This is a genomic window from Saccharothrix syringae (assembly GCF_009498035.1).
In the GTDB taxonomy this organism is placed as follows: domain Bacteria; phylum Actinomycetota; class Actinomycetes; order Mycobacteriales; family Pseudonocardiaceae; genus Actinosynnema; species Actinosynnema syringae.
In genome coordinates, this window is record NZ_CP034550.1 from 10,388,446 (window position 1) to 10,410,617 (window position 22,172).

34 protein-coding genes are annotated in these 22,172 nt (G+C 68.6%); all 34 read right to left on the reverse strand.

Translation table 11 applies throughout. The features are described 5' to 3' along the window. Nucleotides 1-56: 56 nt before the first annotated feature. Complete coding sequence (locus tag EKG83_RS43930; RefSeq protein WP_033428594.1) at nucleotides 57-1,112, reverse strand: DNA-directed RNA polymerase subunit alpha; 1,056 nt, start codon at nucleotides 1,110-1,112, stop codon at nucleotides 57-59. A 148-nt stretch (nucleotides 1,113-1,260) separates the two neighbouring features. Continuing rightward, on the reverse strand, nucleotides 1,261-1,866 hold the full coding sequence (gene rpsD, locus EKG83_RS43935) for a 30S ribosomal protein S4 (protein ID WP_033428593.1): 606 nt from the start codon (nucleotides 1,864-1,866) through the stop codon (nucleotides 1,261-1,263). 23 nt (nucleotides 1,867-1,889) lie between these two features. Then, nucleotides 1,890-2,297 (reverse strand): 30S ribosomal protein S11, encoded by a 408-nt coding sequence (gene rpsK, locus EKG83_RS43940; RefSeq protein WP_033428592.1) that lies wholly within the window; start codon nucleotides 2,295-2,297, stop codon nucleotides 1,890-1,892. A 33-nt stretch (nucleotides 2,298-2,330) separates the two neighbouring features. After that, complete coding sequence (rpsM, locus tag EKG83_RS43945; RefSeq protein ID WP_033428591.1) at nucleotides 2,331-2,711, reverse strand: 30S ribosomal protein S13; 381 nt, start codon at nucleotides 2,709-2,711, stop codon at nucleotides 2,331-2,333. Between the two features lie 213 nt (nucleotides 2,712-2,924). Further along, the gene (gene rpmJ / locus EKG83_RS43950) at nucleotides 2,925-3,038 is read right to left on the reverse strand and encodes a 50S ribosomal protein L36 (protein WP_010148647.1); all 114 of its coding nucleotides are present in this window, start codon (nucleotides 3,036-3,038) and stop codon (nucleotides 2,925-2,927) included. Nucleotides 3,039-3,087: 49 nt separating this feature from the next. After that, nucleotides 3,088-3,309, reverse strand: coding sequence for a translation initiation factor IF-1 (gene infA, locus EKG83_RS43955; RefSeq protein ID WP_009948665.1), 222 nt, complete (start codon nucleotides 3,307-3,309; stop codon nucleotides 3,088-3,090). Nucleotides 3,310-3,470: 161 nt separating this feature from the next. Then, on the reverse strand, nucleotides 3,471-4,157 hold the full coding sequence (locus EKG83_RS48835; RefSeq protein WP_051764674.1) for a DUF1707 domain-containing protein: 687 nt from the start codon (nucleotides 4,155-4,157) through the stop codon (nucleotides 3,471-3,473). A gap of 174 nt (nucleotides 4,158-4,331) precedes the next feature. Next, entirely contained in the window at nucleotides 4,332-5,105 is a 774-nt protein-coding gene (gene map / locus EKG83_RS43965) for a type I methionyl aminopeptidase (protein WP_033428795.1), read from the reverse strand. A 47-nt stretch (nucleotides 5,106-5,152) separates the two neighbouring features. Further along, nucleotides 5,153-5,704: an adenylate kinase gene (locus EKG83_RS43970; RefSeq protein WP_033428590.1), complete on the reverse strand. Its 552-nt coding sequence runs from the start codon at nucleotides 5,702-5,704 to the stop codon at nucleotides 5,153-5,155. Beyond that, nucleotides 5,704-7,014 carry a preprotein translocase subunit SecY gene (gene secY / locus EKG83_RS43975; protein ID WP_033428794.1) on the reverse strand — a complete coding sequence of 437 codons (1,311 nt, stop codon included), beginning with the start codon at nucleotides 7,012-7,014 and terminating at the stop codon, nucleotides 5,704-5,706. Before secY ends, EKG83_RS43970 begins: the two co-directional genes overlap by 1 nt. Before the next feature lie 353 nt (nucleotides 7,015-7,367). Next, nucleotides 7,368-7,973 (reverse strand): LysE family translocator, encoded by a 606-nt coding sequence (locus EKG83_RS43980; RefSeq protein WP_153278802.1) that lies wholly within the window; start codon nucleotides 7,971-7,973, stop codon nucleotides 7,368-7,370. A gap of 741 nt (nucleotides 7,974-8,714) precedes the next feature. Further along, nucleotides 8,715-9,158, reverse strand: a complete 444-nt coding sequence (gene rplO / locus EKG83_RS43985; RefSeq protein ID WP_037330380.1) for a 50S ribosomal protein L15 — start codon at nucleotides 9,156-9,158, stop codon at nucleotides 8,715-8,717. Next, nucleotides 9,155-9,340, reverse strand: a complete 186-nt coding sequence (rpmD, locus tag EKG83_RS43990) for a 50S ribosomal protein L30 (protein ID WP_033428588.1) — start codon at nucleotides 9,338-9,340, stop codon at nucleotides 9,155-9,157. The genes rplO and rpmD overlap by 4 nt, the downstream gene beginning before the upstream one ends. A gap of 1 nt (nucleotide 9,341) precedes the next feature. Continuing rightward, on the reverse strand, nucleotides 9,342-9,950 hold the full coding sequence (gene rpsE, locus EKG83_RS43995; RefSeq protein ID WP_037330379.1) for a 30S ribosomal protein S5: 609 nt from the start codon (nucleotides 9,948-9,950) through the stop codon (nucleotides 9,342-9,344). Between the two features lie 34 nt (nucleotides 9,951-9,984). Beyond that, on the reverse strand, nucleotides 9,985-10,383 hold the full coding sequence (rplR, locus tag EKG83_RS44000) for a 50S ribosomal protein L18 (protein ID WP_037330378.1): 399 nt from the start codon (nucleotides 10,381-10,383) through the stop codon (nucleotides 9,985-9,987). A gap of 1 nt (nucleotide 10,384) precedes the next feature. Further along, entirely contained in the window at nucleotides 10,385-10,924 is a 540-nt protein-coding gene (gene rplF / locus EKG83_RS44005) for a 50S ribosomal protein L6 (RefSeq protein WP_033428587.1), read from the reverse strand. Between the two features lie 16 nt (nucleotides 10,925-10,940). Further along, the gene (gene rpsH / locus EKG83_RS44010; RefSeq protein WP_033428586.1) at nucleotides 10,941-11,339 is read right to left on the reverse strand and encodes a 30S ribosomal protein S8; all 399 of its coding nucleotides are present in this window, start codon (nucleotides 11,337-11,339) and stop codon (nucleotides 10,941-10,943) included. Between the two features lie 124 nt (nucleotides 11,340-11,463). Further along, on the reverse strand, nucleotides 11,464-11,649 hold the full coding sequence (locus tag EKG83_RS44015) for a type Z 30S ribosomal protein S14 (RefSeq protein ID WP_033428585.1): 186 nt from the start codon (nucleotides 11,647-11,649) through the stop codon (nucleotides 11,464-11,466). After that, nucleotides 11,649-12,212 carry a 50S ribosomal protein L5 gene (gene rplE / locus EKG83_RS44020; RefSeq protein ID WP_033428584.1) on the reverse strand — a complete coding sequence of 188 codons (564 nt, stop codon included), beginning with the start codon at nucleotides 12,210-12,212 and terminating at the stop codon, nucleotides 11,649-11,651. The genes EKG83_RS44015 and rplE overlap by 1 nt, the downstream gene beginning before the upstream one ends. Before the next feature lies 1 nt (nucleotide 12,213). Further along, nucleotides 12,214-12,528: a 50S ribosomal protein L24 gene (rplX, locus tag EKG83_RS44025; RefSeq protein WP_033428583.1), complete on the reverse strand. Its 315-nt coding sequence runs from the start codon at nucleotides 12,526-12,528 to the stop codon at nucleotides 12,214-12,216. A 2-nt stretch (nucleotides 12,529-12,530) separates the two neighbouring features. Further along, nucleotides 12,531-12,899 (reverse strand): 50S ribosomal protein L14, encoded by a 369-nt coding sequence (gene rplN / locus EKG83_RS44030; protein ID WP_015805282.1) that lies wholly within the window; start codon nucleotides 12,897-12,899, stop codon nucleotides 12,531-12,533. A gap of 64 nt (nucleotides 12,900-12,963) precedes the next feature. Continuing rightward, nucleotides 12,964-13,248: a 30S ribosomal protein S17 gene (rpsQ, locus tag EKG83_RS44035; protein ID WP_033428582.1), complete on the reverse strand. Its 285-nt coding sequence runs from the start codon at nucleotides 13,246-13,248 to the stop codon at nucleotides 12,964-12,966. Further along, complete coding sequence (gene rpmC / locus EKG83_RS44040; protein WP_033428581.1) at nucleotides 13,245-13,493, reverse strand: 50S ribosomal protein L29; 249 nt, start codon at nucleotides 13,491-13,493, stop codon at nucleotides 13,245-13,247. Before rpmC ends, rpsQ begins: the two co-directional genes overlap by 4 nt. Further along, the gene (rplP, locus tag EKG83_RS44045) at nucleotides 13,493-13,912 is read right to left on the reverse strand and encodes a 50S ribosomal protein L16 (RefSeq protein WP_033428580.1); all 420 of its coding nucleotides are present in this window, start codon (nucleotides 13,910-13,912) and stop codon (nucleotides 13,493-13,495) included. Before rplP ends, rpmC begins: the two co-directional genes overlap by 1 nt. A 3-nt stretch (nucleotides 13,913-13,915) precedes the next feature. Beyond that, a complete protein-coding gene (gene rpsC, locus EKG83_RS44050) occupies nucleotides 13,916-14,758 on the reverse strand; it encodes a 30S ribosomal protein S3 (protein WP_033428579.1) in 843 nt (280 codons plus the stop codon). After that, on the reverse strand, nucleotides 14,758-15,156 hold the full coding sequence (rplV, locus tag EKG83_RS44055) for a 50S ribosomal protein L22 (protein WP_037330377.1): 399 nt from the start codon (nucleotides 15,154-15,156) through the stop codon (nucleotides 14,758-14,760). The genes rpsC and rplV overlap by 1 nt, the downstream gene beginning before the upstream one ends. A gap of 37 nt (nucleotides 15,157-15,193) precedes the next feature. Then, complete coding sequence (rpsS, locus tag EKG83_RS44060; protein WP_015105260.1) at nucleotides 15,194-15,475, reverse strand: 30S ribosomal protein S19; 282 nt, start codon at nucleotides 15,473-15,475, stop codon at nucleotides 15,194-15,196. An 18-nt stretch (nucleotides 15,476-15,493) separates the two neighbouring features. Then, nucleotides 15,494-16,327 carry a 50S ribosomal protein L2 gene (gene rplB / locus EKG83_RS44065; protein ID WP_033428578.1) on the reverse strand — a complete coding sequence of 278 codons (834 nt, stop codon included), beginning with the start codon at nucleotides 16,325-16,327 and terminating at the stop codon, nucleotides 15,494-15,496. Nucleotides 16,328-16,349: 22 nt separating this feature from the next. Next, nucleotides 16,350-16,649, reverse strand: coding sequence for a 50S ribosomal protein L23 (rplW, locus tag EKG83_RS44070; RefSeq protein WP_033428577.1), 300 nt, complete (start codon nucleotides 16,647-16,649; stop codon nucleotides 16,350-16,352). Further along, a complete protein-coding gene (gene rplD, locus EKG83_RS44075; RefSeq protein ID WP_033428576.1) occupies nucleotides 16,646-17,332 on the reverse strand; it encodes a 50S ribosomal protein L4 in 687 nt (228 codons plus the stop codon). The genes rplW and rplD overlap by 4 nt, the downstream gene beginning before the upstream one ends. Before the next feature lie 2 nt (nucleotides 17,333-17,334). Then, a complete protein-coding gene (gene rplC, locus EKG83_RS44080; protein ID WP_033428575.1) occupies nucleotides 17,335-17,985 on the reverse strand; it encodes a 50S ribosomal protein L3 in 651 nt (216 codons plus the stop codon). Between the two features lie 52 nt (nucleotides 17,986-18,037). After that, nucleotides 18,038-18,343 carry a 30S ribosomal protein S10 gene (gene rpsJ, locus EKG83_RS44085; RefSeq protein ID WP_003938093.1) on the reverse strand — a complete coding sequence of 102 codons (306 nt, stop codon included), beginning with the start codon at nucleotides 18,341-18,343 and terminating at the stop codon, nucleotides 18,038-18,040. Nucleotides 18,344-18,672: 329 nt separating this feature from the next. After that, nucleotides 18,673-19,866 (reverse strand): elongation factor Tu, encoded by a 1,194-nt coding sequence (gene tuf / locus EKG83_RS44090; RefSeq protein ID WP_033428574.1) that lies wholly within the window; start codon nucleotides 19,864-19,866, stop codon nucleotides 18,673-18,675. Between the two features lie 143 nt (nucleotides 19,867-20,009). Further along, the gene (gene fusA, locus EKG83_RS44095; RefSeq protein WP_033428573.1) at nucleotides 20,010-22,112 is read right to left on the reverse strand and encodes an elongation factor G; all 2,103 of its coding nucleotides are present in this window, start codon (nucleotides 22,110-22,112) and stop codon (nucleotides 20,010-20,012) included. Nucleotides 22,113-22,172: the final 60 nt, after the last annotated feature.

Below are 22,172 nucleotides of genomic sequence, written 5' to 3' on the forward strand. Positions count from 1 at the left end.
ATTGCTCCTCGGATTTCTTCCTGATCCTCTGCTCCGGCCCGGCCGCTAGGCGGCCCTCAGAGCTGCTCGGTCTCCGCGTAGTCCTGGCCGTCGTCGTGGGTGTCCACGGACGTGTCCGCACCCCAGCCACCGTCGGTGGGGTAGTCGGACGCGGCAGCCGAGGGGTCGAACCCGGGGGGGCTGTCCTTCAGCGCGAGGCCGAGGCCGACGAGCTTCATCTTGACCTCGTCGATCGACTTGGCGCCGAAGTTGCGGATGTCCAGCAGGTCCGCCTCGCTGCGCGAGACCAGCTCGCCCACGGTGTGGATGCCCTCGCGCTTGAGGCAGTTGTAGGACCGCACGGTGAGGTCCAGGTCCTCGATCGGCATCGCGAACGCCGCGATGGTGTCCGCCTCGGCGGGCGAGGGGCCGATCTCGATGCCCTCGGCGTCGACGTTCAGCTCGCGCGCGAGGCCGAACAGCTCCACCAGCGTCTTGCCCGCCGAGGCGACGGCGTCGCGCGGCGTGATGGACGGCTTGGTCTCGACGTCGAGGATCAGCTTGTCGAAGTCGGTCCGCTGCTCGACACGGGTGGCCTCGACCTTGTAGGTCACCTTCATGACGGGCGAGTAGATCGAGTCGACGGGGATGCGGCCGATCTCGGCACCGGCCTGCTTGTTCTGCACGGCGGGGACATAGCCGCGACCGCGCTCGACCACGAGCTCGATCTCCAGCTTGCCCTTGCCGTTCAGGGTGGCGATGTGCAGGTCGGGGTTGTGCACGGTGACACCGGCCGGGGGCACGATGTCGCCGGCGGTCACCGCACCCGGCCCCTGCTTGCGCAGGTACATGGTCACCGGCTCGTCCTCCTCGGAGCTGACGACCAGCTCCTTGAGGTTGAGGATGATGTCGGTGACGTCCTCCTTCACACCGGGGACGGTCGTGAACTCGTGCAGCACGCCGTCGATGCGGATGCTGGTCACGGCCGCGCCGGGGATGGACGACAGCAGGGTGCGGCGGATCGAGTTGCCGAGGGTGTAGCCGAAGCCCGGCTCCAGCGGCTCGATGACGAACCGGGACCGGGTCTCGTTGACCGCTTCCTCGCTGAGCGAGGGGCGCTGGGAAATCAGCACGGGTTCTTTCCTCTTCTCCTACCCCGGCGCCCGCCATATGACGCCGTGGGATGCCAGTCGCGGAGACCGGCGAACGCGCGCGGCACACCATTCCGTGCCGCCGCGGGACCCGACCGGGGGAACGGCGGGCGCCGCTCCCCCGGGAGGATCACTTCGAGTAGAGCTCGACGATGAGCTGCTCGGTGACGGGCGTGTCGATCTGCGCCCGCTCCGGGAGCTGGTGCACCAGGACCCGCAGGTTCGACTGCACGACCTGGAGCCAGGCCGGGATCGGCCGGTCGCCGAAGGAAGCGCGCGCGGCCTCGAAGGGCAGCGTGGGCAGCGACTTCGGCTTCACGTCGATGATGTCGAACTTCGACACCCGGTAGCTCGGGATGTTGACCTTCTGGCCGTTCACGATGAAGTGCCCGTGGCTGACCAGCTGGCGCGCCTGGCGGCGGGTGCGCGCGAGGCCCGCGCGGTACACCACGTTGTCCAGGCGGGACTCCAGGATCTGCAGCAGGTTCTCGCCCGTCTTGCCGGGGCGGCGGACCGCTTCCTCGTAGTAGCGGCGGAACTGCTTCTCCAGCACGCCGTACGTGTAGCGGGCCTTCTGCTTCTCCTGGAGCTGGAGCAGGTACTCCGACTCCTTGATGCGACCGCGGCCGTGCTGGCCGGGCGGGTAGGGGCGGCGCTCGAACGCCTGGTCCCCACCGACGAGGTCGACCTTCAGGCGACGCGAGATGCGCGTGGCCGGTCCGGTGTAGCGAGCCATGTGTGCTTACTCCTCCCCGTGCCTCAGACCCGGCGCCGCTTGGGCGGGCGGCAGCCGTTGTGGGGCTGCGGGGTCACGTCCTGGATCGTGCCGACCTCCAGGCCGGCGGCCTGCAGCGAACGGATCGCGGTCTCCCGGCCGGAACCGGGGCCCTTCACGAACACGTCCACCTTGCGCATGCCGTGCTCGGCGGCCTTGCGGGCGGCGTTCTCGGCGGCCATCTGCGCGGCGAACGGCGTGGACTTGCGGGAGCCCTTGAAGCCGACGTGGCCGGCGGAGGCCCAGCTGATCACGTTGCCCATCGGGTCCGTGATGGACACGATGGTGTTGTTGAACGTGCTCTTGATGTGGGCCTGGCCGTGCGAGACGTTCTTCTTCTCCTTGCGCCGGACCTTCTTGACCCCGGCGCCCTGGCGGGACTTGGGTGGCATGTCTGGGTGATCTCCTGGATTAGACGCGCGAGGTTACTTCTTGCCGGCCTTCTTCTTGCCCGCCACGGTCTTCTTCGGACCCTTGCGGGTGCGCGCGTTCGTCTTGGTGCGCTGCCCGCGGACGGGCAGGTTGCGACGGTGGCGCAGGCCCTGGTAGGTGCCGATCTCCATCTTGCGGCGGATGTCGGCCTGAACCTCGCGGCGGAGGTCACCCTCGACCTTGAAGTTGTTCTCGATGTAGTCCCGCAGCTTCGCGAGGTCATCGTCGCCGAGCTCCCGCACCCGGAGGTCCGGGGAGAGCTCGGTCGCCTTCAGCACTTCCTTCGAGCGCGTGCGCCCGATGCCGAAGATGTAGGTGAGCGCGATCTCCAACCGCTTCTCGCGGGGGAGGTCGACGCCAGCGAGTCGTGCCATGCGGCGCTTGCTCCTGTCGGTTCGTCTCCAGGTCTGCTCCCCGCCCGGTCCCGGGACTGACTCGCTGCGTCATCCGGTCGCTCTCACGACCGGTGTCCCGGCCCCGGCCTGGAGTCCGGGGGTGTGCCGCACCGGGTTGGTGGTGCGGCAGGTGCGAAGAGGCTTGCTTACATGTCGCGTCCGTCGAAGACTCGACCCGTGCGGTGGTGCTGGTCAGCCCTGGCGCTGCTTGTGGCGCAGGTTCTCGCAGATCACCATGACCCGGCCGTGGCGGCGGATCACCTTGCACTTGTCGCAGATCTTCTTGACGCTCGGCTGGACCTTCACGCCTGAGCTCTCCTGCGTCAGCCGGCGCCCCGCTTGAGCGCGCCGGAGGTCACTTGTAGCGGTAGACGATGCGCCCGCGGGACAGGTCGTAGGGCGAGAGCTCCACGACAACCCGGTCCTCGGGGAGGATGCGGATGTAGTGCTGACGCATCTTGCCGCTGATGTGTGCCAAGACCTTGTGGCCGTTCTCCAACTCGACGCGGAACATCGCGTTGGGGAGCGGCTCGATCACGCGGCCCTCGACCTCAATGGCCCCGTCCTTCTTGCCCATGTCCTCCGCGTTTCGTGACGGTGGGTACTTCTTCGGAGTGCGGGCACGCGGCACCCCGACTCCGGACAAGGCCCTTGCGAACCCCTGTCACCCACCGGCTGAGGACCCGGGGCATGACGGAACCGGCGCGACGTGTGCGCCACCCGTCCATAGTACGCGTGTTAACGCTTGAGCCCAAATCGGACGAGGTGGGCGGTGACGACCACGACGCCGAGGGGCCCCGCCACCCACAGCCACCAGGGGTAGACCGAGGTCTCGGAGGTGCCGTTGACGATCGCCCAGATGAGCAGGTTGATGGCGCTGGCGAACAGCCAGAGCACGGTCAGGACGACCAGGAAGACGGTGGTCTTGCTCCGCTTGGCCGGCACCGGGGGCGGTTCGCGCCTCGGCGGCAGCGGCGGGAGGTCGGCGCCGATGTGGGCGGACGGGCGCTGGTGGCCGGCGCCGGGCCGGGGCGCGTCCTGCCAGACCGGCTCGGGCCGGGCGGCGGCCCGCGGCGGGGCGTCCTGCCGGACGGGCTCCGGGCGCGCGGTGCCCGGCGGTGGCGCGTCCTGCCGGGTCGGCCCCTGGTGGGCGTCCTGCCAGGTTGGGCGCTGGTCGTCAGCCGGCGGGGTGGGCTTGGCGGCCATGCTCGACGCGTCCTGCCACACCGGGGCGGGCCGGGTGGGGTCGTCGGGCAGGTCCGCGGTGAGCCGGTGCAGCTCCGAGTAGGTGCGGGCCTCACCGATGGCCCGGTGCCGCGCGTCGTACTCGGCCCGGGTCAGCCTGCCCTCGGCGAGGGCCCTGGCCAGGCGCTCCGCCACGACCGACCGGTCGTCGTCCGCGGCCTTGAAGTGGGGCTCGGTCATGGCTGCGCACTTCCTCCGGGACGACGAGACCGGCCCTGTGGTGGGTTCCTGCCGGTACGCGGTCAGGTTACGCGGGTACCCAACCGGAGTAGGGCTCGTCCTCCACCCGGGACGACGGGTTCACGAAGCTGTTCTCGGCGCGTCGCCCCGACGAGCGGTCGTGACCCCGCCGGTTCACTCCTCCGGAGCAGTGAGCACCCACGGACCGTCGTCGGTGATGGCCACCGAGTGCTCCCAGTGGGCGGCGCGCGAGCCGTCGGCGGTGACCACGGTCCAGCCGTCGTCCAGCTCGACCGTGCGCTCGCTGCCCAGCGTCAGCATCGGCTCGATGGCGATCGCCATGCCGACCTTCAGCCGCGGCCCCTTGCCGGGCTTGCCGTAGTTCGGCAGGAACGGGTCCATGTGCATCCTGGTGCCGATGCCGTGGCCGCCGTAGCCGTCGACGATGCCGTACTCCACGCCGTGCTCGTCGCCCGCCTGGATGGTGGCGGACTCGATGGCGAAGGAGATGTCGCTGAGCTTGTTGCCCGGCACGGCCGCCTCGATGCCCGCGAGCATCGAGCGGCGCGTGGCCTCGGACAGCTTCAGCTCCGCCTCGGTCACCGCGCCCACCGGCAGGGTGATGGCCGAGTCGCCGTGCCAGCCGTCCAGGATGGCGCCGCAGTCGATCGAGATCAGGTCGCCCTCGGCCAGGACCTGGGTGCGGCTCGGGATGCCGTGGACGACCTGCTCGTTCACCGACGCGCAGATCGAGGCCGGGAAGCCGTGGTAGCCCTTGAACGACGGGATCGCCCCGGCGTCGCGGATCGACTGCTCGGCCAGCTCGTCCAGCTCGGCCGTGCTGACCCCGGCCTTGGTGTGCGCGGCCAGCAGCGACAGGGTGCGCGCCACGACCAGCCCGGCGGCCCTCATGGCCTGGAGCTGGTCGCGGCTCTTGATCTCGATCATGCGGTGCCGGCCGGGGACCACGCGCCGTAGTGCATCGACGACACCGTTCACTTCACGTCGCGCAGCGCGCGCAGCGCGCGCTCGCTGACTTCCTCGACCTCGCCGACGGCGTCGATGGACACGACGATGTCGGCGTAGTGGTCGAGCAGCGGCGCGGTCTCCGTGCGGTACACCTGCTGGCGGTGCCGGATGACGTCTTCCTTGTCGTCGGTGCGCCCGCGGGCGAGCAGCCGCTCGACCACGACGTCCTCGTCGACCCGGAACTCCAGCACGGCGTCCAGCGAGTGGCCCGCCGCGGACAGCATCGCGGTGAGCACCTCGGCCTGGGCGACGTTGCGCGGGAAGCCGTCGAGCAGGAACCCGCCCTCGGCGTCGGCCTGCGCGAGCCGGCCCCGGACCATCTCGTTGGTCACCTCGTCCGGCACGAGCTCGCCGGAGTCCAGGTACTCCTGGACCTCCTTGCCGAGGTCGGTCTGCTGGCTGATGTGAGCGCGGAAGAGATCTCCGGTGGAGATGTGCGGCACGCCGAGCTTGCTGCTGAGGACCTGGGCCTGGGTGCCCTTGCCCGCTCCGGGCGGGCCGACGAGAACGAGTCGCACTAGCGGAGGAACCCTTCGTAGTTGCGCTGCATGAGCTGGCTCTCGATCTGCTTCACGGTGTCGAGGCCGACACCGACCATGATCAGCACCGCCGTGCCGCCGAACGGGAAGTTCTGGTTCTGGCCCTGACCGGTGAGGTCGAGGAACAGGTTCGGCAGGATGGCGACGATGCCCAGGTAGAGGGAGCCGGGCAGCGTGATCCGCCCCAGGACGAAGCGGAGGTACTCGGCGGTGGGTCGACCCGGTCGGATACCCGGGATGAACCCACCGAACTTCTTCATCTCGTCGGCGCGCTCGTCCGGGTTGAACGTGATGCCGACGTAGAAGTAGGTGAAGAAGACGATCAGCAGGAAGTAGATCGAGATGTGCACCGGGCTCGACTGGCTCACCAGGTGCGTCTGCACGAAGGTCTCCCACCAGCTCGGCGCGGACCCGTCGTTGGAGGCCAGCAGGCGCGAGATGAGGTCGGGGAGGTACAGCAGCGACGAGGCGAAGATGACCGGGATGACGCCGGCCTGGTTCACCTTCAGCGGCAGGTAGGTCGAGGTGCCGCCGTACATCCGGCGGCCGATCATGCGCTTGGCGTACTGGACCGGGATGCGGCGCTGCGCCTGCTCGACGTAGATGACGCTGGCGATGATCACCAGGGCCGCCACGCAGACCAGGAAGAAGGTCAGGCCGCCGCGGTCCCAGATGACCTTGCCCTCGATCGGGATGCGGGCCGCGATGCCGCAGAAGATCAGCAGCGACATGCCGTTGCCGATCCCCTTCTCGGTGATGATCTCACCGAGCCACATGATGACGCTGGTGCCCGCGGTCATCACGGTGACCAGGACGACGAGGTTGAAGATGCTCTCGTCCGGGATGACCGGGACCGCGCAGTTCTGGAAGAGCTGGTCGCGCACCGCCAGGGCGATGATGCCCGTCGACTGCAGGACCGCGAGCGCGATGGTCAGGTAGCGGGTGTACTGGGTCAGCTTGCCCTGACCCGCCTGCCCTTCCTTCTTGAGCTGCTCGAACCGCGGGATGACCACGGTGAGCAGCTGGATGATGATGCTCGCGGTGATGTAGGGCATGATGCCCAGCGCGAAGATCGACAGGTTGAGCAGCGCGCCGCCGCTGAAGAGGTTGATCAGCGAGTAGACGCCCTGCTGGTCGACCTCTTCGATGCACTGTTTGACGTTCTTGAAGGAGACGCCCGGCGCGGGCATGGTCGCACCCAACCGGAACACCACGACGATCCCCAGGGTGAAGAGGATCTTCTTGCGTAGGTCCGGCGTCGCGAGAGCCGAGCGGAATGCGCCGAGCACGCGAACCTCCATCAGCGTTGCCGGCCCGCCTGGGTCGGCATCCTGCGGTACCGGCTGTGTTGCCGGCACAGTCTTGCGGTCGTGCCGCCGGCACACGCGCGCCGGCGGTGGCGGAAGCGACGGGTAGCCGCGACCGACCCGGAGGACATCCGGGTTCAGCCCGCGACTTTAACAGCCGCCGGGCGGATCGCCGTAGCCAGTCGTCCTGCACACTTGGTACCCGATCGACTACTCACGTTCGCAAGCCCCCGAACGGATCAAGTTCTCGGGGTTGCGCAACCGGTTCCGCGGGGCGTTTTGAGGGGTTGGTCGGGTATTGGGCGGGTGTGGGCCGGGGGCCGGTGGGGGTTGGGTCACGGCTTGGACACGGCGAGGGCGCCGGCCATGCCGAGGAGGACGGCGCCGGTGGCCTTGTCGAGGCGGGCCCTCGCCCGCCGGGTCAGGCCGGCCTTGCGGATGCCCGCTCCCACGGCCACGTAGGCGGTGCCGGCCAGCAGTTCGGCGGCCAGGTAGACGGCGCCCAGGACGGCCAGTTGGAGGGGGACGGGGGCCCTGGCGGGGTCCACGAACTGGGGGACGAAGGCGGTGAAGATCAGGATCGCCTTGGGGTTGGAGATCGCCACCAGGAACTCCTTGCGGCGCGGGTTGGCGCTGTGAGCTGGGGTTTTGGTGGTGGCTTCGGTCGTTCTGGCGGTGAGGACGCGGAGGGCCAGGTAGGCGAGGTAGGCGACGCCCGCCCACTTGATGATCGTCAGGGCGAGGTGGCTGGCGGCCAGGACCGGGCCGAGTCCGGCGACTACCGCGACGACCATGATGGCGAAGGCGGCCAGGCGGCCCAGGAGGGCCGTGGCGGCTTTGAGCGGGCCGTGGTGGACGGCGTGGTGCATGCCCAGGAGGTTGTTCGCCCCCGGGGTCAGGGCCACCAGGACCGAGGCCCCGAAGAAGACGGCTAGCCACATGCCTGGGACGCTAGTTGGGGCCGGTTGGGGGGTGAAGCGGATTTACGCCCTCCGCGAACGGGTCTCGTTTCGGGCCGGCCGGTAATAGTTAACGCTCTCGGGGGTTCACGGGATCTCTCGGTTGACGCTCTCGGGGGGTTCACGGGCTTCCGGTTGGCCGCATCGGGGTTCACGGGCGGGCGCTCGCCGCTGGGCAGGCCGCCGGGGGGAAAAGCGGGCTCGTGCCCTCCCGCATGGCCTGCCGGAGGCAACCACCCTTGTCAAGGGCCCCGCGAAAAGCGTGCGGGACCCTTGACAAGCGCGGTAGGGCTGCGCCCAGGCCATACGGGAGACCACGAGCAACCCCCCAGTGAACGAACACGCCACTTCCTCGCGTGGTCACGCTCCCACCGGCGAGTCATGCATCGAGGTCGCGCGAGTCATGCGTTGGGTCCGGGCGAGTCATGCGTTGGGGCCGGGCGAGTCATGCGTTGGGCACCGGCGTGTCATGCGTTGAAGCCGGGCGTGTCATGCGCTCAGAGCGCGCGAGTCGAACGTTCGGACCCGTCGTGTCGAACGTTCCGGGCCCCCGAGTTCTACGTTCAGCACCGGCGTGTCCTCCACTCAGGCACCGCGTGTCCTCCACTCAGGCACCGCGTGTCCTCCGGTCCGGCACCGCGAGTCCTCCGCTCCGGCACGTCCCGAACGCGAAACGGCCCCCGGAGCGGGCTCCGGGGGCCGTTCGGTGGTGCTACCGCCGTGTCAGAGCTCGGCGGTGGTGCCGCCGGCGGCGGCGATCTTCTCGACCGCGCTGCCGGAGAACTTGTTGGCCACGACGTCGAGCTTGACGCCGTTCAGGTCGCCGTTGCCGAGGACCTTGACCGGCTGGTTCTTGCGCACCAGGCCGGCGTTCACCAGGGCGTCCACGTCCACCCGGCCACCTTCGGGGAAGAGGCGGGCGAGGTCGCCCACGTTCACCACCTGGTACTCGGTGCGGAACGGGTTGCGGAAGCCCTTCAGCTTCGGCAGGCGCATGTGCAGCGGCATCTGGCCGCCCTCGAAGCGCGGGGAGACGTTCTTCCGCGCGCCCGTGCCCTTCGTGCCTCGGCCGGCCGTCTTGCCCTTGGAGCCCTCACCGCGACCCACGCGGGTCTTCGCGGTCTTGGCGCCCGGGGCCGGACGAAGGTCGTGGATCTTGATGGTCACGACTGGACCTCCTCGACGACCACCAGGTGGCGCACGGCGTGGATCAGGCCGCGCACCTGCGGCGTGTCCTCACGGACCACCGACTGGCGGATCTTGCGCAACCCCAGGGTCCGGAGGGACTCGCGGTGGTTGTGCTTGGTACCGATGCTGCTCTTGACCTGGGTCACCTTGAGCTGAGCCACGTCACACCCCCGCACCCGCGCGAGCGCGGAGCATGCCGGCGGGCGCCACGTCCTCCAGGGGCAGACCGCGGCGGGCGGCCACCTCCTCCGGACGCTGGAGGCCCTTCAGGGCCGCCACGGTGGCGTGCACGATGTTGATGGCGTTGTCCGAGCCCAGCGACTTGCTCAGCACGTCGTGGACACCGGCGCACTCCAGCACCGCGCGGACCGCGCCACCGGCGATGACACCGGTACCGGCCGAGGCCGGGCGCAGCAGCACGACGCCGGCCGCCTTCTCGCCCTGCACCGGGTGAGGGATCGTGCCCGCGATGCGGGGGACGCGGAAGAAGTTCTTCTTCGCCTCCTCCACACCCTTGGCGATCGCCGCCGGCACTTCCTTGGCCTTGCCGTAGCCGACACCGACCATGCCGTCGCCGTCGCCGACCACGACCAGGGCGGTGAAGCTGAACCGACGACCACCCTTCACGACCTTGGAGACGCGGTTGATCGCAACCACGCGCTCCAGGTGCGGGGTCTTCTCCTGGGCCGCGCCGCCGCGGCCGCCGTCACGGCGGTCGCGACGCTCACCGCGCTCGCCCCCGCCGCCTTCGCGACGCGTGCGTCCTGGCATCAGGCGTCCCTCTCAATTCCGAAGATGTGCATTGTCAGAACTCCAGCCCCGCCTCGCGAGCGGCGTCGGCCAGAGCGGCGATCCGGCCGTGGTAGCGGTTGCCACCGCGGTCGAACACGACCTTCGTGACGCCGGCCTCCTTGGCGCGGGCCGCGAGCAGCTCGCCCACCTTGGTGGCCTTGGCCTTCTTGTCGCCCTCCACCGCGCGGACGTCCGCCTCCACCGAGGAGGCGGCGGCCAGGGTGTGGCCCGCCAGGTCGTCGATCAGCTGGACGCTGATGTGCTTCGACGACCGGTGCACGGCCAGGCGCGGGCGCTCCGCCGTGCCGCTGACCTTCTTGCGGAGGCGGAAGTGACGGCGGGTCTTGGCGATGCGGCGAGTGGTCGAGATGTCCTTGCCCACCGGCTTGCGCTTCGTTGCAGTCTCGCTCATGTCACTTACCCGTCTTTCCGACCTTGCGGCGGATCTTCTCGCCCGCGTAGCGCACGCCCTTGCCCTTGTACGGGTCGGGCTTGCGCAGCTTGCGGATGTTGGCGGCGACCTCGCCCACGAGCTGCTTGTCGATGCCGGCCACGGAGAACCGGGTCGGGGTCTCCACCGCGAAGGTGATGCCCGCGGGGGCCTCCACCTTCACCGGGTGGCTGTAACCCAGCGCGAACTCCAGGTCGGAGCCCTTGAGCGCCACGCGGTAACCGACCCCGTGGATCTCCATCTTCTTCTCGTAGCCCTGGGTCACGCCGATGACCATGTTCTGCACCAGCGTGCGCGAGAGGCCGTGCAGCGAACGGCTGCGGCGCTCGTCGTTCGGGCGCTTGACCTCGAGGGTGCCGTCCTCGGCCTTCTCGATGATGATCGGCTCGGCGATGGTCAGCGACAGGGTGCCCTTGGGCCCCTTCACGCTGACCTCCCGGCCCGCGATGTTCACGTCGACCCCGGAGGGGACGGTGATCGGCAGCTTTCCGATGCGCGACATGCCTGGTCCCCCTCTCCTACCAGACGTAGGCGAGGACTTCGCCGCCCACGCCGGACTTGTTGGCCTGGCGGTCGGTCATGAGACCGCCAGAGGTCGAGATGATCGCGACGCCAAGACCGCCCAGGACCTTCGGCAGGTTCGTCGACTTCGCGTAGACGCGCAGACCGGGCTTGCTCACGCGGCGGAGGCCGGCGATGCTGCGCTCCCGGTTCGGGCCGTACTTCAGCTCGATGACCAGGTTCTTGGCCACGTCGCCCTGCTCGTCGCGGTAGCTCGCGATGTAACCCTCGCGCTTGAGGATCTCGGCGATGTTGGCCTTCAACTTGGAGTGCGGCATCACGACCTTGTCGTGGTAAGCCGAGTTCGCGTTCCGCAGACGCGTCAGCATGTCTGCGATGGGGTCGGTCATCGTCATGGTGACCTGGTCAACCTTTCTCGCTGCGGTTCCCCAGTCAGGGTCCGCGACTCGCGTGCGAGCCGGGTCGTGAGCGGGCCTACAGCGAAGTGGAGTGGAAAAAACCTGCCGCCGTGCCGGCTGGCTACCAGCTGGACTTGCTCACACCGGGCAGCTCGCCCCGGTGCGCCATCTCGCGGAGGCAGATCCGGCACAGGCCGAACTTGCGGAACACCGAGTGCGGGCGCCCGCAGCGCTGGCACCGGGTGTAGGCCCGCACCTTGAACTTCGGCTTGGCCGCGGCCTTGTTGACTAGCGCCTTCTTGGCCATCAGTTCTCCCGGAAGGGGAAGCCCAGGAGCTTGAGCAGCGCCCGACCTTCCTCGTCGTTGGTGGCGGTGGTGACGACCGTGATGTCCATGCCGCGGGGGCGGTCGATGGCGTCGGGGTCGATCTCGTGGAACATCGACTGCTCGTTGAGGCCGAACGTGTAGTTCCCGTTGCCGTCGAACTGCTTGCCCGAGAGACCGCGGAAGTCCCTGATGCGCGGGAGCGCGATGGTCAGCAGCCGGTCCAGGAACTCCCACATGCGGTCGCCGCGCAGGGTCACGCGGGCACCGATGGGCATGCCCTCGCGCAGCTTGAACTGCGCGATGGACTTGCGGGCCCGGCGGACCTCGGGGCGCTGGCCGGTGATGATCGCCAGGTCGCGCACGGCGCCCTCGATCAGCTTGCCGTCGCGGGCGGCGTCGCCGACGCCCATGTTCACGACGACCTTCACCACGCCGGGGATCTGCATGACGTTGGCGTACTCGAACTGCTTGCGCAGCTCGGCCACGATCTCCTCGCGGTAGCGGGTCTTCAGCCGCGGCACGATCTTCTCTGCGGTGGTCATGTCAGACGTCCTTCCCGTTGCGACGGGAAATGCGCACCCGCTTGCCCTCGTCGTTCGTCCGGTAACCAACGCGGGTCGGCTTGCCGTCCGAGTCGACCACCATCACGTTGGACACGTGGATGGGGGCCTCCTGGGTCACGATGCCGCCCGACTGCGCGCCGCGCTGGGTCTGCGTGATCCGGGTGTGCTTCTTGATCCGGTTGACGCCCTCGACCAGGACGCGGTTCTGCGCCGGGTAAGCCTGGATGACCTTGCCCCGGGCACCCTTGTCCTTGCCGGCGATGACCACGACGGTGTCGCCCTTCTTCACCTTCATGGCTAGAGCACCTCCGGCGCCAACGAGATGATCTTCATGAACTTCTTGTCGCGCAGCTCGCGGCCGACCGGGCCGAAGATGCGGGTGCCGCGCGGCTCGTTGTCGTTCTTGATCAGCACCGCGGCGTTCTCGTCGAACCGGATGTAAGAGCCGTCGGGACGGCGCTTCTCCTTGACGGTGCGGACGACGACGGCCTTGACCACGTCACCCTTCTTCACGCCGGCGCCGGGGATGGCCTGCTTCACCGTGGCGACGATGATGTCCCCGATGCCCGCGTAGCGGCGGCCGGAACCGCCGAGAACACGGATGCAGAGGATCTCCTTCGCACCGGTGTTGTCGGCGACGCGCAGCCGCGACTCCTGCTGGATCACTTACCTTCTCCTGACCATTCCTGGCCCGCCAGATTTCCGACCTGACGGGCTCGGTCTGATTGGCTTACTTGGCCTTCTCGAGGATCTCGACCAGGCGCCAGCGCTTGGTCGCCGAGAGCGGCCGGGTCTCCATCAGCAGGACGCGGTCGCCGATGCCGGCGCTGTTCTGCTCGTCGTGCGCCTTCACCTTGGTGGTGGAGCGCATGACCTTGGAGTAGCGGCGGTGCTTCTTGCGGTCCTCGACCGCCACCACGATCGTCTTGTCCATCTTGTCGGACACGACGTAGCCCTCGCGGACCTTGCGGTAGTTGCGGCCCTCGGTCTCGGTCACTTCGTTGTTCTCGCTCATGCCGCACCCTCACCAGTGGAAACCGCGTCGGGGGAGGCCGAGAGGCCCAGCTCCCGCTCCCGCATCACGGTGTAGATCCGGGCGATCTCGTGCCGGACCGTGCGCAGGCGGCGGTTGTTGTCGAGCTGCCCGGTGGCCATCTGGAAGCGGAGGTTGAACAGCTCCTCCTTCGCCTCCCTCAGGCGCAGCACGAGCTCTTCCTCGGTGAGCTCACGCAGCTCGGAAGCGGTGGTACCCGCTGCCATCAGAACTCACCACCCTCACGCGTGACGATGCGGCACTTCATCGGGAGCTTGTGGATCGCGCGGCGGAGCGCCTCGCGGGCCACGGCCTCGTTCGGGAAGCTCATCTCGAAGAGCACCCGACCCGGCTTGATGTTGGCCACCCACCACTCCGGGGAGCCCTTGCCGGAACCCATGCGGGTCTCGGCGGGCTTCTTGGTCAGCGGGCGGTCCGGGAAGATGTTGATCCAGACCTTGCCACCGCGGCGGATGTGCCGGGTGATGGCGATACGAGCCGACTCGATCTGCCGGTTGGTCACGTAGGCGGGCTCCAGGGCCTGGATGCCGTACTCGCCGAAGGTGACCCTCGTGCCGCCCTTGGCAGCACCGGACCGGCCGGGGTGGTGCTGCTTGCGGTGCTTGAGCCTGCGTGGGATGAGCACTACTCAGCCCTCCGTCTTCGCGACGTCCGGGGCGTTGGCCGCGGCCACGTCGCCGGTCGTCTGGTCACTGGCCTGCGCGGCGCGCCCCGCCTCGGTGCTCGTCGCCGTGGTGCCGCTGGCACCCGAGCGACGGGCCCGGTTCGGGCGGTCACCGCGGTCGCGGCGCGGCGCGCGCTCCGCCGACGGCGCGGCGTCGCGCTCGCGCTTGGCGGAGATGCCGCCGACCACGTCGCCCTTGTAGATCCACACCTTCACGCCGATCCGGCCGAACGTGGTGCGGGCCTCGAAGAAGCCGTAGTCGATGTCGGCGCGCAGCGTGTGCAGCGGCACGCGGCCGTCGCGGTAGTGCTCCGAGCGGGACATCTCGGCGCCGCCGAGGCGGCCGCCGCACTGCACCCGGATGCCCTTGACCTGCGGCGAGCGCATGGCCGACTGGATGGCCTTGCGCATCGCGCGGCGGAAGGCCACGCGGTTCGACAGCTGCTCGGCCACGCCCTGCGCGACGAGCTGCGCGTCGGACTCGGGGCTCTTCACCTCGAGGATGTTGAGCTGCACCTGCTTCTTGGTGAGCTTCTCCAGCTCACCGCGGATGCGGTCGGCCTCGGCACCGCGGCGGCCGATGACGATGCCCGGCCGGGCGGTGTGGATGTCGACGCGGACCCGGTCACGGGTGCGCTCGATCTCCACCTTGGAAATACCGGCACGCTCCATGCCGCGCGAGAGCAGCTTGCGGATCTTGACGTCCTCGGCCACGTACTCGGCGTACTGCTTGTCGGCGTACCAGCGGGACTTCCAGTCGGTGGTGATCCCCAGCCGGAAGCCGTGCGGGTTGATCTTCTGGCCCACTACCGGTTCCCCTTCGCGCTGGTCTTCTTGGGACGGCTCTCCACCTCGACGGTGATGTGGCTCGTCCGCTTGCGGATCCGGTAGGCGCGGCCCTGGGCGCGCGGGCGGAACCGCTTGAGGGTCGGACCCTCGTCCACGTAGACCTTGGACACCCACAGGGTGTCGGGGTCGAGGGACAGGTTGTTCTCGGCGTTGGCCACGGCGCTCGCGAGCACCTTGCGGACCGGCTCAGATGCAGCCTGCGGCGCGAACTGGAGCACGGCCAGGGCCTCGCTGGCGCTACGACCCCTGATGAGCTCGACGACGCGGCGCACCTTCATGGGCGTGTCGCGGACGTAGCGAGCCCGAGCCACGGCGCGCGGGTACTCCGGCGCTTCGGCTTCGTTGCGGGCGTTCATCGCTGCTTCCCCTTGCTCTGTTTCCTAGTTCGTCGCCTTAGCGGCGGCGCGACTTCCGGTCGTCCTTGATGTGGCCCTTGAACGTGCGGGTCGGCGCGAACTCGCCGAGCTTGTGCCCGACCATCGCCTCCGTCACGAACACCGGGACGTGCTTGCGGCCGTCGTGGACCGCGATCGTGTGGCCCAGCATGTCGGGGATGATCGTCGACCGGCGGGACCAGGTCTTGATCACGGTCTTCTTGCCCGACTCGTTGAGGACGTCCACCTTCTTGAGCAGGTGGTCGTCCACGAAGGGGCCCTTCTTCAGGCTACGCGGCATCCTTCACTCCCTCCCTGCTCAGCGCTTCTTACCGGTGCGACGACGCCGGACGATGAGCTTGTCGCTTGCCTTGCGGCGGCGGGTGCGGCCTTCGGGCTTGCCCGCGGGGTTCACCGGGTGGCGACCACCGGAGGTCTTGCCCTCACCACCACCGTGGGGGTGGTCGACCGGGTTCATGGCGACACCGCGGACGGTGGGCTTCTTGCCCTTCCACCGCATGCGGCCGGCCTTGCCCCAGTTGATGTTCTGGTGCTCGGCGTTGCCGACCTCGCCGACCGTGGCGCGGCAGCGGACGTCCACGTTGCGGATCTCGCCCGAGGGCATCCGCAGCTGGGCGTACGGGCCGTCCTTGGCGACGAGCTGCACGCTGGCACCGGCCGAGCGGGCGATCTTGGCGCCGCCGCCGGGGCGGAGCTCGATCGCGTGGACAACGGTGCCGACGGGGATGTTGCGCAGCGGCAGGTTGTTGCCCGGCTTGATGTCGGCCTTGGGGCCGTTCTCCACGACGTCGCCCTGCTGGAGCTTCGACGGGGCGATGATGTAGCGCTTCTCGCCGTCGACGTAGTGCAGCAGCGCGATGCGCGCGGTGCGGTTCGGGTCGTACTCGATGTGCGCGACCTTGGCCGGCACGCCGTCCTTGTCGGTGCGGCGGAAGTCGATCAGGCGGTAGGCCCGCTTGTGGCCGCCGCCCTTGTGGCGCGTGGTGATCTTGCCCGACGCGTTGCGGCCACCGCGGCCGTGCAGCGGGACGATCAGCGACTTCTCCGGCGTCGACCGAGTGATCTCGGCGAAGTCGGAGACGCTCGCACCGCGACGACCGGGGGTCGTCGGCTTGTACTTGCGAATGCCCATCTCTACGCAGTCCTCGTCGTCATCAGGCGGCCGGGCCGCCGAAGATCTCGATCGGCTTGCTCTCGGCGGACAACGTCACGATGGCGCGCTTGGTGTCCTTGCGCTTGCCGAAACCCGTCCGGGTGCGCTTGCGCTTGCCCTGGCGGTTGATCGTGTTGACGCTGACGACCTTGACGCCGAAGACCTTCTCCACGGCAATCTTGATCTGGGTCTTGTTCGCGCCGGGCGCCACCAGGAAGGTGTACTTGTTGTCCTCCAGGAGCCCGTAGGACTTCTCGGAGATGACCGGCGCGAGCAGGATGTCCCTGTGGTCGGGGATCACTTCGCGGCCTCCTCGTCCACCGCGGTCGCGGTCGCCTCGGCGGAGCCGGTGCCCTGCTGGGCCTTGCTCGCCAGGAAGACGTCGAGCGCGTCCTTGGTGAACACCACGTCGTCGTTGACCAGCACGTCGTAGGTGTTCAGCTGGTCGGGGGCGATGATGTGCACGTGCGGCAGGTTCCGCAGGCTGACCCACGAGACGTCGTCGCTGCGCAGCAGCACGACCAGCACGCGGCGGGCCTGGGTCACCGACTCCAGCACCTTGCGGGCGCCCTTGGTCGACGGGGCGTCGCCCGAGACGAAGCCGCTGACCACGTGCACCTGGCCGGCGCGGGCCCGGTCGGAGAGGGCACCGCGCAGGGCGGCGGCCTTCATCTTCTTCGGGGTCCGCTGGCTGTAGTCGCGCGGCTGCGGGCCGTGGACGGTGCCACCGCCGGCGAACTGCGGCGCGCGGGTCGAGCCCTGGCGGGCGCGGCCGGTGCCCTTCTGCCGGTACGGCTTCTTGCCGCCACCGGAGACGTCGCCGCGGGTCTTGGTGGCGTGCGTGCCCTGGCGGGCCGCGGCCAGCTGGGCCACGACGACCTGGTGCAGCAGGGCCACGTTCGCCTGCGCGTCGAAGATCGCGGAGGGCAGCTCGACGGAGCCGTCGGCCTTGCCGTCCGGGGTGCGGATCTCAACGGAAGTCATGATCAGGCACCACCCTTCGCAGCGGTCTTGATGAACACGGTGCCGCCCTTGGGACCGGGGACCGCGCCCTTGATGAGCAGCAGGCCGGACTCGGCGTCGACCTTGTGCACCTTGAGGTTCTGCGTGGTCACGCGCACGTTGCCCATGCGGCCCGCCATGCGCAGGCCCTTGAACACGCGGCCGGGCGTGGCGCACCCGCCGATGGAACCGGGCGAGCGGTGCTTGCGCTGGGTGCCGTGGCTGGCGCCGAGGCCGCGGAAGCCGTGGCGCTTCATGACACCCGCGGTGCCCTTGCCCTTGCTGGTGCCGACCACGTCGACCACCGCGCCGGCCTCGAACACCTCTGCGGTGATCTCCTGGCCGACCGTGTACTCGGACGCGTCCGTGGTGCGCAGCTCCGCCAGCTGGCGGCGAGGCGTCACACCGGCCTTGGCGTAGTGGCCCGCGACGGGCTTGTTCACCTTGCGCGGGTCGATCGCGCCGAAGGCCAGCTGCACGGCCGAGTAGCCGTCGTTCTCCTGGGTCCGAACCTGGGTGACCACGTTCGGCTCGGCCTTGACGACGGTCACCGGGACGACCCGGTTGTTCTCGTCGAAGACCTGAGTCATGCCGAGCTTGGTGCCCAGGAGGCCCTTAACCTGCCTGTCAGACATGAGTCTCTTTGCTCTCCGCCCCAAAAGGGATCAACACTGCCGCGTCCAACGCTTACTGGATGTTGACGTCGACGCTCGCCGGCAGGTCGATGCGCATGAGCGCGTCCACCGTCTTCGGCGTCGGGTCGAGGATGTCGATCAGACGCTTGTGCGTGCGCATCTCGAAGTGCTCGCGCGAGTCCTTGTACTTGTGCGGCGAGCGGATGACGCAGTAAACGTTCTTCTCAGTGGGCAGCGGCACAGGCCCGACGACCCGAGCGCCGGTGCGCGTCACGGTCTCGACGATCTTGCGCGCGGACGCGTCGATCGCCTCGTGGTCGTAGGCCTTGAGCCGGATGCGGATCTTCTGTCCCGCCATGATGGCTTGCCGTTCCTCTGCTTCTAGTACCGCCGCGGTGCGGGCACCTTTCGCGAGGTCGCGGGACCTCCGGCGCGCTCCGCCCCCTATTCAGGACTGACACCGAGCGGTGTCACGGTGCCCGGTCCACGCGGTCGGGCGTGTCGCCCGTCCGGCCAGGGACCGGTCCCACTGATGCAACCTGTGGGATTTTGTCTTGCCCGATCAAACCCCGCTCGTGACGGGGCGGCCGAGTCCAGAACTCGAACCGGCCGCCCCGACGAGCAACCCGTCAATAGTTGCACACCGGGGTGCGCAAGCCAAATCCGGGGGTGAGTTGTAGAGCTAGATCACTTGATGATCTTGGTGACCGAGCCCGCGCCGACGGTCCGGCCACCCTCGCGGATGGCGAACCGCAGACCCTCGTCCATGGCGATCGGCTGGATCAGCTTCACGGACATGGAGGTGGTGTCGCCCGGCATGACCATCTCGGTGCCCTCGGGGAGGGTCACGACGCCGGTCACGTCGGTGGTGCGGAAGTAGAACTGCGGGCGGTAGTTGTTGAAGAACGGCGTGTGGCGGCCGCCCTCGTCCTTGGACAGGATGTAGACCTGCGCCTCGAACTCGGTGTGCGGGGTGGTGGTGCCCGGCTTCACGATCACCATGCCGCGCTCCACCTCCTCGCGCTTGATGCCGCGCAGCAGGAGGGCGGCGTTGTCGCCGGCCTGGCCCTGGTCGAGGAACTTCTTGAACATCTCGATCGAGGTCACAGTCGTCTTGCGCGACTGCTCCTTGATGCCGACGATCTCGACTTCCTCGTTCACGTTGATCACACCGCGCTCGATGCGACCGGTGACCACGGTGCCGCGGCCGGTGATGGTGAACACGTCCTCGACCGGCATCAGGAACGGCCGGTCGACCTCGCGCTCCGGCTCCGGGATGTTCTCGTCGACCGCGTCCATCAGGCCGATGAGCTTCTCGCCCCACTCGGCGTCGCCCTCCAGCGCCTTCAGCGCGGAGACGCGGACCACCGGCAGGTCGTCACCCGGGAACTCGTACTCGGAGAGCAGCTCGCGGACCTCGAGCTCGACGAGCTCCAGGATCTCCTCGTCGTCCACCATGTCGGCCTTGTTCAGGGCCACCACGATGTAGGGCACACCGACCTGGCGGGCCAGCAGGACGTGCTCCTTGGTCTGCGGCATCGGGCCGTCGGTCGCCGCGACCACCAGGATGGCGCCGTCCATCTGCGCCGCACCGGTGATCATGTTCTTGATGTAGTCGGCGTGACCCGGGCAGTCGACGTGCGCGTAGTGGCGCTTGTCGGTCTGGTACTCGATGTGCGCGATCGAGATGGTGATGCCGCGCTGCTTCTCCTCCGGCGCCTTGTCGATCTGGTCGAACGGCGTGAAGGGGTTGAGGTCCGGGTACTTGTCGTGCAGGACCTTGGAGATCGCCGCGGTCAGCGTCGTCTTGCCGTGGTCGATGTGACCGATGGTGCCGATGTTGACGTGCGGCTTCGTCCGCTCGAACTTCGCCTTCGCCACTGGATTGTCCTCCTGGACTTCTGTTGCTGTGCCCGGCGGGTGGATGTGGTGTCCACCCGCCGGGCGTCACGTCAGGGTTGTGCGGACCCCAGGGACTAGCACCCCCGGAGAGCCCGCGTGGTGCTGCGGTGCTCCGGTTGGGGTTACTCGCCCGTCGCCTTCGCGATGATCTCCTTCGAGACGTTCGCGGGAACCTCTGCGTAGGAGTCGAACGTCATCGAGTAGTTCGCGCGACCCTGGGTCTTGGACCGCAGGTCGCCGACGTACCCGAACATCTCCGACAGCGGGACCAGCGCCTTGACGACGCGGGTGCCGCTGCGCTCCTCCATGGCCTGGATCTGGCCGCGGCGGGAGTTCAAGTCGCCGATCACGTCGCCCATGTAGTCCTCGGGCGTGGTGACCTCGACGGCCATCAGCGGCTCCAGCAGGACCGGGCTGGCCTGGCGGGCGGCCTCCTTGAGCGCCATCGAGCCGGCGATCTTGAAGGCCATTTCCGAGGAGTCGACCTCGTGGTACGCGCCGTCGACGAGCGTCAGCTTGATGCCGACCAGCGGGTAGCCGGCGAGGACGCCGTACTGCATCGCGTCCTGGGCACCCGCGTCCACGGACGGGATGTACTCGCGCGGGATGCGACCACCGGTGACGGCGTTGACGAACTCGTAGAGCGCGCCGTCCTCCTGCTTCTCCAGCGGCTCCAGGTCGATGAGGACCTTCGCGAACTGGCCGGAGCCACCGGTCTGCTTCTTGTGGGTGTAGGAGTACTTCTCCACCTTGCGGCGGATGGTCTCCCGGTACGCCACCTGCGGCTTGCCGATGTTGGCCTCGACCTTGAACTCGCGGCGCATGCGGTCCACCAGGATGTCCAGGTGGAGCTCGCCCATGCCGGCGATGATGGTCTGGCCCGTCTCCTGGTCCAGGTTGACCCGGAAGGTCGGGTCCTCCTCGGCCAGCTTCTGGATCGCGGTGCCCAGCTTCTCCTGGTCGGCCTTCGTCTTGGGCTCGATCGCCACCTGGATGACCGGCTCGGGGAAGGTCATGGACTCCAGCACGATGGGCGCCTGCGGGTCGCTCAGCGTCTCACCGGTGGTGGTGTCCTTGAGACCGATCACCGCGTAGATGTGGCCCGCGATGGCCTCGTCGACCGGGTTCTCCTTGTTGGCGTGCATCTGGAAGATCTTCCCGATGCGCTCCTTGCGGTCCTTGGTCGAGTTGATGACCTGGGTGCCGGAGGAGACCTTGCCGGAGTAGACCCGGATGTAGGTCAGCTTGCCGAAGAACGGGTGCACGGCGATCTTGAACGCCAGCGCCGAGAACGGCTCGTCCGAGGACGCGCGGCGGGTGGCCGGCGTCTCGCCGTCCTGCAGCGTGCCCTCGACCGGCGGGAGGTCCAGCGGCGACGGCAGGTAGTCGATCACGGCGTCGAGCATGGGCTGCACGCCCTTGTTCTTGAACGCCGAGCCGCACAGCACCGGGTAGGCGGAGCCGTCGTTGACGATCTTGCGGATGCCCGCCTTGATCTGCTCGACGGTCAGCTCCTCGCCACCGAGGTAGGACTCCATCAGGGCGTCGTCGGTCTCGGCGACGGCCTCGATGAGCTGCTCGCGGTACTCGTTGGCCCGGTCGAGCAGGTCGGCCGGGATCTCCTCGACCGCGTAGTCCTCGCCCTTCTGGACCTCGCCGCGCCAGGTCAGCGCGCGCATCTCGATCAGGTCGACGACGCCGATGAAGTCGCTCTCCGCGCCGATCGGGATCTGCAGCGGCAGCGGCTTGGCGCCCAGGCGCTCGGAGATGGTGCGGATGGTGAAGTAGAAGTCCGCGCCGAGCTTGTCCATCTTGTTGACGAAGCAGATGCGCGGGACGTCGTACTTGGTCGCCTGGCGCCAGACCTGCTCGGACTGGGGCTCGACGCCCTCCTTGCCGTCGAACACGGCAACGGCGCCGTCGAGGACGCGGAGGTTGCGCTCCACCTCGACGGTGAAGTCGACGTGGCCCGGCGTGTCGATCAGGTTGATCTGGTGGTTCTTCCAGAAGCAGGTCGTCGCGGCGGACGTGATGGTGATGCCGCGCTCCTGCTCCTGCTCCATCCAGTCCATCACCGCGGCGCCGTCGTGGACCTCGCCGATCTTGTAGCTGATCCCCGTGTAGAAGAGGATCCGCTCGGTCGTCGTGGTCTTGCCCGCGTCGATGTGGGCCATGATCCCGATGTTGCGGACCTTGGCCAGGTCGGTGAGCACATCCTGTGCCACGGGTGTTTCCCCTGTCTTGAGCTCGCTGGTGGCAGGCTCACTAGGGCCGGGAGGCGCCAG